Annotated in this window: 11 protein-coding genes; 8 read left to right on the top strand and 3 right to left on the bottom strand. The window is 69.3% G+C overall.

Annotated elements, in window-relative coordinates:
* On the bottom strand, window positions 1-324 hold a 324-nt coding region (locus tag ACWFRB_RS22255), incomplete at its 3' end, for a hypothetical protein (RefSeq protein WP_452643419.1).
* Window positions 325-524: 200 nt separating this feature from the next.
* Here ACWFRB_RS22255 and ACWFRB_RS22250 point away from each other — a divergent pair.
* The 5 genes from ACWFRB_RS22250 (at window position 525) to ACWFRB_RS22230 (ending at window position 4,559) form a co-directional block, all read left to right on the top strand.
* Window positions 525-785, top strand: coding sequence for a hypothetical protein (locus ACWFRB_RS22250; protein WP_452643418.1), 261 nt, complete (start codon window positions 525-527; stop codon window positions 783-785).
* Window positions 786-842: 57 nt separating this feature from the next.
* Window positions 843-1,937: a Gfo/Idh/MocA family protein gene (locus ACWFRB_RS22245; RefSeq protein ID WP_452643417.1), complete on the top strand. Its 1,095-nt coding sequence runs from the start codon at window positions 843-845 to the stop codon at window positions 1,935-1,937.
* Window positions 1,938-1,986: 49 nt separating this feature from the next.
* Entirely contained in the window at window positions 1,987-2,907 is a 921-nt protein-coding gene (locus tag ACWFRB_RS22240; protein ID WP_452643416.1) for a pseudouridine synthase, read from the top strand.
* A gap of 115 nt (window positions 2,908-3,022) precedes the next feature.
* Window positions 3,023-3,238 (top strand): hypothetical protein, encoded by a 216-nt coding sequence (locus ACWFRB_RS22235; protein WP_452643415.1) that lies wholly within the window; start codon window positions 3,023-3,025, stop codon window positions 3,236-3,238.
* Between the two features lie 97 nt (window positions 3,239-3,335).
* Window positions 3,336-4,559: a globin domain-containing protein gene (locus ACWFRB_RS22230; RefSeq protein WP_452643414.1), complete on the top strand. Its 1,224-nt coding sequence runs from the start codon at window positions 3,336-3,338 to the stop codon at window positions 4,557-4,559.
* A gap of 27 nt (window positions 4,560-4,586) precedes the next feature.
* Here the strand turns inward: ACWFRB_RS22230 and aztD are convergent, their stop codons facing one another.
* A complete protein-coding gene (gene aztD / locus ACWFRB_RS22225) occupies window positions 4,587-5,834 on the bottom strand; it encodes a zinc metallochaperone AztD (protein ID WP_452643413.1) in 1,248 nt (415 codons plus the stop codon).
* A gap of 191 nt (window positions 5,835-6,025) precedes the next feature.
* On the opposite strand from aztD, the gene ACWFRB_RS22220 reads away from it, so the two are divergent.
* Both ACWFRB_RS22220 and ACWFRB_RS22215 read left to right on the top strand, forming a co-directional pair.
* Complete coding sequence (locus ACWFRB_RS22220; protein ID WP_452643412.1) at window positions 6,026-6,670, top strand: MspA family porin; 645 nt, start codon at window positions 6,026-6,028, stop codon at window positions 6,668-6,670.
* An 84-nt stretch (window positions 6,671-6,754) separates the two neighbouring features.
* Window positions 6,755-7,441: an MspA family porin gene (locus ACWFRB_RS22215; RefSeq protein ID WP_452643411.1), complete on the top strand. Its 687-nt coding sequence runs from the start codon at window positions 6,755-6,757 to the stop codon at window positions 7,439-7,441.
* Here the strand turns inward: ACWFRB_RS22215 and ACWFRB_RS22210 are convergent.
* Window positions 7,428-7,877: a hypothetical protein gene (locus ACWFRB_RS22210; protein ID WP_452643410.1), complete on the bottom strand. Its 450-nt coding sequence runs from the start codon at window positions 7,875-7,877 to the stop codon at window positions 7,428-7,430. The two genes, ACWFRB_RS22215 and ACWFRB_RS22210, sit on opposite strands and share 14 nt — an antisense overlap.
* Window positions 7,878-8,034: 157 nt before the next feature.
* On the opposite strand from ACWFRB_RS22210, the gene ACWFRB_RS22205 reads away from it, so the two are divergent.
* Entirely contained in the window at window positions 8,035-9,228 is a 1,194-nt protein-coding gene (locus ACWFRB_RS22205) for a sensor histidine kinase (RefSeq protein WP_452643409.1), read from the top strand.
* Window positions 9,229-9,245 lie beyond the last annotated feature (17 nt).

The raw sequence follows: 9,245 nt of genomic DNA, 5'->3' as shown, positions 1-9,245 counted from the left end.
AGCTGACTGCTCGTGCGGGGCCGCCTCCGCCCTGCCCCGGGCTACAGAGGGGGCGGCGAGGCGCACCGATGGTGCCGCGCCCGCACCCGAGGGGCCGCCGTGCTCCGCCTGGCCGCTGTTGGCGCCCGTCGTCAACGACGCGAACAGGGCGGCGAGATCCAGGTCGCTCGAGCCGCCCCCGCAGTCGTCATCGTCGGTGGGGGTCTGGTTCGTGCTGTCGCACGTCTGCGCCGGGGGCGGGGTCGGGGTCGCATTTGCGATCGCCGGTGCGGCCATAAGCCCTGCGCCGACGAGGAACAGGCACGCGATAGAACGCCGAGTCATTCGTACTCCTGTGCAATCACATCCGGCCCCCATGGCGGTGCCGGCTCTCGATGCGCGAGACCCTACATATACGGACGTCCGTTCAGGGCGATTCTCCGAAAATTGCCAAAACCCAGCCGATCTCGACGGTTTGCTGCATGCCGCCGGTGATCGTGCCGCCGCCGGCCGCACCGCCCGAGCTACCCAACTCGAGCAGGTCCATGATCGATCCCGAGCCCGACCCGGATCCGCCCGCGCACGTGTCAGGGTTCCCCGGACTGCCTGCGGGTCCGATCAGCTTCACGGGCACCCCGCCCGCAGGCGTCCCCGCGGCGCGGGGGCACCCGGTGACAGTGCCTGCGACGTCGTTGGCCGGCGATGCGAACCAGGTCTGGTACACCGGCAGACCCGATCGCCGGCAGTGGGTGAAGGTCAGCGTTTCGAGGGCCGCGGTCGGCTCGAACCAGGCTGCGGCACACTAACGTGCTGGACCGTATCGCAACTTCGATGGACGCCGAGCAGAATCAGGCAGGAATAGCATGACGGACAAGACACTTGGGCTGGCCGTGATCGGGACCGGCTTCGGATGCATCACCCACGTACCGGCGTTCCGGGATGCCGGGTTCGAGGTCCGTGCGCTCGTCGGCCGCGATCGAGCCCGCACCGCTGACCGTGCCGAGCGCATGGGGATCCCGCACGCCGCGACCTCCCTCGACGAGGCGCTCTCGGTCGCGGACATCGATGCGGTCACCATCGCTACGCCACCGCACACCCATGCCGCTCTGGCCGTCGAGGCAGCCGAGCGAGGGCTGCATGTGGTGTGCGAGAAGCCGTTCGCGGCAGACCTGACCGAGGCCAGGACGATGCTGGCCGCCGCCGAGAAGTCCGGCGTCGTGCACATGGTAGGCACCGAGTTCCGCTATGCGAGCCCCCAGGCGCTGCTTGCCAGGCAGATCCGCAGCGGGGTGATCGGCGCCCCGCGGCTGGCCACCTTCCTCATGCATCTGCCGCTGTTCGCCGCCGAGGGCAGCGAGGCGCCCGGCTGGTGGACCGACGCGAGCAGCGGCGGTGGCTGGCTCGGCGCACAGGGCACCCACATGATCGACCAGATCCGCAGCACCCTGGGCGAATTCGAGATGGTCAGCGCCGGATTGCCGGTCGTCGCCGACCGCGGGCAGAGCGCGGAGGACTCCTTCACCGTGCACTTCCGCACCGCGGAGGGAGTCGACGGGGTGCTGCAGAGCACGGTCGGCGCGTGGGGGCCGCTGCTGATGACGACCCGCATCGCGGGCACGCTTGGAACCCTGACAATCAACGGCGACAAGGTGTTTCACGCTGACTCGACCGGCGAGCACGAGGTGCCGATGCCCGCCGACCTGGACAACCCGGCCCCACAGCCGCCGCCGCACGACCTGTTCCAGACCACCTACGACTGGATGCACTCGACAGGGCTGGACCGCGCCCCGTATGCCCGGCTCGCCGATGCGTTCCGCAGGCGCATCCTCGGACAGGCCCCCGACCCGAACGAGCCCCCGGCGGCGACCTTCCGGGACGGCGTCGCGGGACAGGCTGTGCTGGACGCTATTCGCCACTCGGCACGCGAGGGGCGGTCCGTGCGGGTCGAGGCCCCCTAGCCCGGCCGATTCTGGCCTCGACCGGGGGCGACCGCCTACCCTCCGAGGTGTGCCCGCCGCCCCCCTCCCCATCCGCGACGGCCTCAACCCCACCCGGCTGAGGCTGCCCGAACGCGGCCCATGGACCACGGTGATGGAGTACCTGCTCGCCCGGTTCCCCGACGATGCGGCGCGGCTCCGGGAGAAGGTCGCCCTGGCCGAGGTGATGGGCGGGGACGGGGTGCCGGTCACCAGTGAGACCGAGTTCGCGCCGCGTGCGTTCGTGTACCTCTACCGGGACCCGCCGGTCGAGGCGCGGGTGCCGTTCGAGATCGAGATCCTGCACCGGGACCGGGACCTGCTGGTCGTGGACAAGCCGCACTTTCTCGCCAGCACGCCGCGGGGCAGGCACATCGTGGAGTCGGCACTGGTCCGGCTGCGCCGCGACCTGGAGCTCCCCGAGCTCACCCCCGCGCATCGCCTGGACCGCGTGACGGCGGGCGTGCTGGTGTTCACGGTCCGACAGGAGGCCCGACGGGCGTACCAACTGCTGTTCGAACAGCGGCTGGTGCGCAAGGAGTACGAGGCGATCGCCGGATTCGACCCGGCGCTGAAGCTGCCGCTGAGCGTGCACAGCCGCATCGTGAAGGAACGCGGGATGCTGCAGTGCATCGAGGCACAGGGGGAACCGAACGCCCACACCCGCATCGAACTGTTCGAGGCACGCGGCGATCTGGCCCGATATCGACTGCTCCCGAGCACCGGAAAGATGCACCAGCTGCGGGTTCACCTGAACTCACTCGGCATCCCGATCGTCGGCGACAGCTTCTATCCGAGACTGTATGACGTTGCGCCGGAAGACTATTCGAATCCACTGCAACTGCTGGCCCGTGCGGTCGAGTTCACCGACCCGCACACAGGCGAGCCGAGGCGCTTCGTGAGCGAGCGGCGCCTGTCCGCATGGGAGCGGACCAGCAAACCCAACCCTTAGCGTATTGCCAAGGAGCGCACACGGTGCGCTCACAGATCTCGGTCACCATCGGTATATCGGAAAAGCACGAACCGCCGGACACCCCGGCGGATCCACACACCGATCGGAGCCCGAGATGATCGACATCGGCATGATCCTCCAGCGCGCGGACGACACCGCGGACCTCTTCACGGATCGCGACTTCCTCGAGGCCGTCGCGCGGGCCGCGAACCTCCGCCAGGCCCACATCCTCGCAGAGCTGCTGACCACCACCGGCCACGAGGAGGACGCCGACCAGTTCCTGGCCGCACACGCCGCATCCTGCCTCACGGACCTGCCGGAGGCGGCCTGAGACACCGGCGAACCCACAGGTAGGCGACCTACTACGCACTGTAGTGGAGTACGTCACAATACTGGCATCTCAGATGCAAGTTAAATACCGTCAGGTCATGACCCTCTCCCCCGCATCCACCGAAGTCATCAAGGCGACCCTCCCCGCCGTGGGCGCTGCCATCGAGGACATCACCGCGCTCTTCTATCCGAAGATGTTCGCCGCCCATCCCGAACTCGAACGCGATCTGTTCAATCGGGGCAACCAGAAGCAGGGCCAGCAGCAGAAGGCCCTCGCCGGCGCGATCGCCGCATTCGCGGCACTGCAGGTCAGCCCGGATGCCCCCCGCACGGAACTGATCATGTCGCGGATCGCGAACAAGCACGCCTCGCTCGGGATCACCGCGGACCAGTACGTGATCGTGCACAAGTACCTGTTCGAGGCGATCGTGGAGGTCCTCGGCGAAGCCGTCACCCCGGAGGTGGCGGCCGCATGGGACGAGGTCTACTGGCTGATGGCCGACACCCTGATCGGTCTCGAGGCCGACCTCTACTCGGCGTCCGCGGTCGTGGCAGGCGACGTCTGGCGCCGAATGGTGGTGGGCCGACGCGTCCTCCAGTCCGCGGACACCGTCACCTTCATCCTCGAGCCGGCCGACGGCCGACCCCTGCCCGCATACCGGCCGGGGCAGTACGTCTCGGTCGGCGTCCGACTGCCCGACGGCGCCCGCCAGATCCGGCAGTACAGCCTGGTCGGCGCGCCGTCACAGTCCGAGTGGCAGATCAGCGTCAAGGCGGTCCCGGCACAGACGCTGCCCGACGGGTCAGCGGCTCCGGCGGGCGAGGTCTCGAACCACTTGTACCGCAATCTTTTCGAGGGCGACGAGGTATCCGTTTCACTACCCTTCGGCGACCTGGTCCTCGAGGACGACGACGCTCCCCTGCTGCTGGTGTCCGCCGGGATCGGCTGCACCCCGATGATCGGGATGCTCAACCACCTCGCCGCCACCGGCGACCCGCGCCAGGTCTCCGTGCTACACGCGGACCGCTCCCCGGCCCAGCACGCGCATCGGGCGGAGCTGACAGAGCTGGTGCAGCGCATGCCGTTCGCGGTGATGCACCGGTGGTACGAGGACCTGGGCACCCGGTCCGCGGGCGACACCACGCACCTCGGCCGGGCGGACCTGTCCGCCATCTGGATCGAGCCGGACACCCAGGTCTACCTGTGCGGGCCGTTGCCGTTCATGCTCTCCGTTCGCGAGACGCTGATGGCACGCCGGGTCCCGGCCGAGAACATCCACTACGAGGTGTTCGGCCCGGACAGCTGGGCCTCGGCAAGCTGACCCTCCGCGCGGCGGCTGGCTGTACCGCTAGCCGCCGACGCCGGTCAGCTCGACCGGCGACTGCGGCAGCTCCGCCGAACGGACCACGGCGCCGGTCTCGAGGTCGACCGCATGGATCGACTTCGTGGCCGGATCACTGACGTAGGCCGTGCCGCCGTCGACGAACAGGGCGGGCCGCGGCGACTGCCACTTCTCCGGCTCGGCCCAGGCACCGAGCACCGGTATCCGGCTGGTCACCGCCCCCGTGTACTGGTCGATCACGTGCAGGAGTCCGTCGGTGCCCAGCACCAGTGCCTCGCCGCCCGGGCCGCGACCGAGCGACCGGAAGGTATAGCTGGTGCCGAGGTCGACGGGCGTCATCGTGGCGGTCGTCGTGTTGACCAGCATCACCCGCTGCGGTCGTTCGAGTTCGGCGTCGCGGTCCGTCTTGTAGTCGCCCAGCACCACGTCGGAGGTTTCCGTGCCGGCCTGGTTGCCGATCCGGCCGTAGGCGTCCGGGCTCGAGATCTTCGTGACCGCACCGTCGCGGGAGACGAGCACCCCGTCCTGGCAACCGAACACCACGACCTCGTTCGCGGCCGTCGCCTCGCCGTGCACGCCGGGGCACTGTTCGTTGCGGGTGACCTCCCGGCGCTCCCGGTCGAGAACGACGATGCCGGTGCGAGCCTTCTCGTCGCCGAGTGTTGTGATCAGTCCGCCGTTCTCCAGTTCCACCGCCACCCCATGGTGCGGCTCGGCGGTCGTGTAGGTGTCCACCGTCGGTTTCCCGTCCGCGAGCCCGTGCGGATCGAACATCTCGACCAGCCCTGACCCGTCGTGGAACAGCACGGTGCGATCGGCGTGCCGGACCACGTGGCCGGGCTTGTTCGCGGCGAACTCGGTGCCGGTGAGCGCCGGTGCAGCGGTGTAGTGATGCGAGTGGTCGCCGTGCGGCTCGGACCAGGTCCCGGTGTCGAGAACCTCGAAGGCGTCGCCGGTCGTGACGAGTACGTGCCTGCCGTCTCCCGCCGGGTTCAGTCGGGTGAAGCCGGCGACGGGCACCTGCCCGACCACCTCGAGACTCTCGGCGTCGAGCACCAGGACGCCACCGTCATAGGACACCGCGAGGCGCGGTGTCGCGCCCGAAACCTCCACCGGTCCAGCGGTTTCGGATCCAACGACGGCGGCGGCCTGCTCATGTGGGTCGATCCCGGACGAGCAGCCGGCGAGCAGGGCGGTCGCGAGGACGGCGGACGCCGCCGCGGCGCGAACACGAGGAGTGGGGGCGTGGGTCATGCCCAGAGCTTCAACCTTATTGCAAATGATTGTCAAAGTATATAATGCGCATGCGTGCACCCATTCGACCGAAAGTCCTTCCCCGGGAGCACATTTGACAGCAGGCCCTCACCCTCCCTAGGTTTCTGGAAATCATTTCCATGTGACCTGGTGCCGCATGCCCACGCGCCGCGGCCGATGAAGGGGATTCAATGAGCAAGTTCCGTAATGCCGGCATCGGTGCTGCCGCGGTGGTGGCGATCGGCCTGATGTCGACCGGTGCGGCGCATGCCGACACGTTTGTGCCGCTGCCGGATGGGCAGAAGGCGGGGCCGGGTGCGGTTGTCGGGCGTACCGGCGAGAGTGTCCTGATCTCCCCGTCGCTGGCCGCCAACGGTGCGGGCCGCACCGCGTGGGTCTCGGGCACGGTCACCGCCGATGTCACCGGTGTCTCCGGTGAGGGCGAGGCGGGCCCGTGGAACGGCGCGACCAACGACAAGGGCACCAACAACTCGTCCACGCACGGGGTCTCGCGGATCAGCACCGGCTACATCGTGGGCTGCCAGGTCGACATCACCGGCCTCGGCGGGTCCATCGGGATGGGTGTGAGCATGGACGGCCCGTCGATCTCCGGGTCGCTGACGGTCCCGGTCTCGGCCGGTCAGGTCAAGTTCGTCGGTGTCGCGGGCAAGGACATCAAGAAGAACGGCAAGTACGCCGTGCAGTACCAGGACACCCAGATCGAGATCCAGAACTGCGGCGGCTACGCCCAGGCCCGGTCCTACACGGTCGTCGAGATCGTCGGCAACGACTACTCCAAGACCACCCTGTACGGCCAGCCGTTCAGCATCGGCTGACACGCGCGCCTCTCCGCTCTTCCCTTTCACCCCATCCCTTTTGCTCGCGATGACGCGAGCTGACCGACCCTGAACAGGGGAAACATGAACGTCTCCAGCACCGGCCTGCGTCGCGGGCTCAAGACCGCCGCGCTCGGCAGCGCCGCCGCCATCACCCTCGGCTTCTTCTCCGCGGGCGCGGCCAACGCCGACACCCTCGTCCCGCTGCCCGGCGGCACCATCACCAAGACCCTCGCCGACGGCACCGTCGTCACCGTCACCATGACCGGCGAGTCCGCCAACATCTCCGGCTCCATGGGCGCGACCCCGCTGCACCGCAACGTGTGGGTCTCCGGCTCGGCGAAGGTCGAGATCTCCGGCGGCTCCGGCGCCGAGGGCGGCGACATCGAGCCCGGCTACATCGTGGCCTGCCAGCTCACCCTCGGCGGCGGGACCGGCCACAACGCCGGCGGCGGCACCACCTGGGCCAACGAGGACGGCGACGCCAAGATGACCGCCGACAGCGCAGGCAACATCTCCATCGGACCCGGCGAGGCCGCGAGCTTCTCGGTCCTCGACCTCGAGGAAGCCGACGACTTCGGCGGCGAGTCCCACTCCGGTGAGCACTCCTTCGAGGGCGCCACCGGCAGCGTCACCTGGGCCGACTCCACCATGGGCGTCGAGGGCTGCGCCGGCTACGCGCAGGCCCGCTCCTACGTCAACGTCACCGTCGACACCGAGAACGTCAAGGGCACCGTCACCCTCTGGGGCCAGCCCTTCAGCATCGGCTGACCACCGACTCCGAGGCGGGCGAGGCCGCGGCACCGGACTCCGGGCGCCCGCGGCCGAGCCCGCCGCTGTCGTCGGCATGGACCTGGGCGTTGAAATGCGCGCCGATCATCCCTCGCTCCGCGTGTTGGGCGGCGCGCAGGGACGGCGATCGGTTGGCATAGCGGTCCAATACCGCTCGCAGCTCGGGCTGCTCGGCGGTCAGCTCGTTCCAGGCGGTGTTCGGCGGCGCACCGTCCTCGATCGCCTGGTCGAGCTTCGCCGCGAGGTGGGTGGTCCATCGATGCTCGAGCGCGAGCAGGACACCGTCGGGTCCGCCGAACAGCTTCTGTATGTCGGGCAGGTCCACGAAGAGCCCGGGATCGCCCGGGTCGACCCGAGCCCGCTCCAAGACCAGCTGAAGCACGGCCCCGCGTGCGTGAAAGTCATTCCAGGACACTGAACTCACCTCCGTATCTGTCGGTATCGATGACGCTACGGAGTCATCGGGCCCGGATCGACATGCCAGGGTCGCGACTTCGTCTCCTACCGTGGGTGGAGACCGGGGCCGCCCGTGGCACGATGCCGACGGCCGGATCAGCCCTTAGGCTGGCGGGGTGAAGGTGGTAACGGAGTACCTACACCGCCGCATCGCGGTGCTGCCCTACGACTACCCGCCCGCGATCCCGATCGCGGCGGATCTCTGCCTGATCGCCGCCGCCATCGTCGCGGTTGCGCAGCGCGGAGCCCTCATCCCACCGGGATGGGCGCTGGTCGCGATGAGCGCCTGCCTGTGGCTGATGCTCGGCCTGCCGCTGCCCCGCCCCTCGCTGGTGCCATGGACCATCATCGTGACCACCTTCGTCGGAACGGCACTGCTGCTGCTGGATCCCGTGCCCAACGACGTCGCGCCGTTCATCCTCATCGTCGCCGTCGCCCAGGTCGCGGCGACGACCGGACCGAGGGTCAGCGTCACATTCGCGGGCGCGGCGGTCGCGATGATCGTGGCTGCGGCCACCCTCGGCGGCCTCACAGGAATCCCGCCCTACCTCACCGGCGTCGTGCTCGCGTGGATGGTGGGATTCGTGCTCCAGACACAACTGCGCCTGCTGCAACGCGAGCGCGAAGCCGTGGCCCGCCGCGCCGAGCAGGCCGCGAGCGACGAACGGCGGCGCATCGCCCGCGAGGTTCACGACGTCATCGCGCATTCGCTGAGCATCACCCTGCTGCACCTGACCGGGGCCCGGCGGGCGCTCCAGGAGGATCGTGATGTCGACGAGGCGATCGACGCCCTCACCGACGCAGAGCGACTGGGCAGGCAGGCGATGGCCGACATCAGACAGACCGTCGGCCTGCTCGACACCGGGCCTGCCAGGGTCGCGCCCGAGCCCGACATCACCGACATCCCGGAACTCGTCGCGGACTTCGTCCGTGCGGGGGTGCACGTGAAGTACGACCTGTCCGGCAGCCCGGAGGCCGTGTCCGCGGCAACCGGTCTCGGCCTGTACCGGATCACCCAGGAATCGCTGGCCAACGTCGTCAAACACGCACCAGGCGAGACCGCGAAGGTCCGGCTCCGCGTCGCGGACGATGCGGTCGCCGTGTCGATCGTCAACGGCACCCACCGGGCGCCGCGACGCGAGCCAGGCGACGGGTCCGGGCTGAGGGGGATGCGGCAGCGCGCCGAGCTCCTCGGCGGCTCGCTGGTCGCGGGACCGGACGCGCACGGGTGGTCGGTGCGCGCGGAGTTCCCGCTCGGGGCCGCGATCCGCAACTGCACGCTCTCGCGCCGGATCCCCGGGCTCTCGTGACCGCGACCGATGTCAAG

The sequence above is a fragment of the Rhodococcus sp. NPDC055112 genome (assembly GCF_053607505.1).
This window is presented reverse-complemented; position numbering and strand designations above follow the sequence as displayed.

What these genes read in the sequence shown, in the direction of transcription:
- ACWFRB_RS22250 (WP_452643418.1), top strand. Translation starts at nt 525, where the DNA reads ATGATCGATCCCGAGCCCGACCCGGATCCGCCCGCGCACGTGTCAGGG.
- ACWFRB_RS22245 (WP_452643417.1), top strand. Translation starts at nt 843, where the DNA reads ATGACGGACAAGACACTTGGGCTGGCCGTGATCGGGACCGGCTTCGGA.
- ACWFRB_RS22235 (WP_452643415.1), top strand. Translation starts at nt 3,023, where the DNA reads ATGATCGACATCGGCATGATCCTCCAGCGCGCGGACGACACCGCGGAC.
- ACWFRB_RS22230 (WP_452643414.1), top strand. Translation starts at nt 3,336, where the DNA reads ATGACCCTCTCCCCCGCATCCACCGAAGTCATCAAGGCGACCCTCCCC.
- aztD (WP_452643413.1), bottom strand. Translation starts at nt 5,834, where the DNA reads ATGACCCACGCCCCCACTCCTCGTGTTCGCGCCGCGGCGGCGTCCGCC.
- ACWFRB_RS22220 (WP_452643412.1), top strand. Translation starts at nt 6,026, where the DNA reads ATGAGCAAGTTCCGTAATGCCGGCATCGGTGCTGCCGCGGTGGTGGCG.
- ACWFRB_RS22215 (WP_452643411.1), top strand. Translation starts at nt 6,755, where the DNA reads ATGAACGTCTCCAGCACCGGCCTGCGTCGCGGGCTCAAGACCGCCGCG.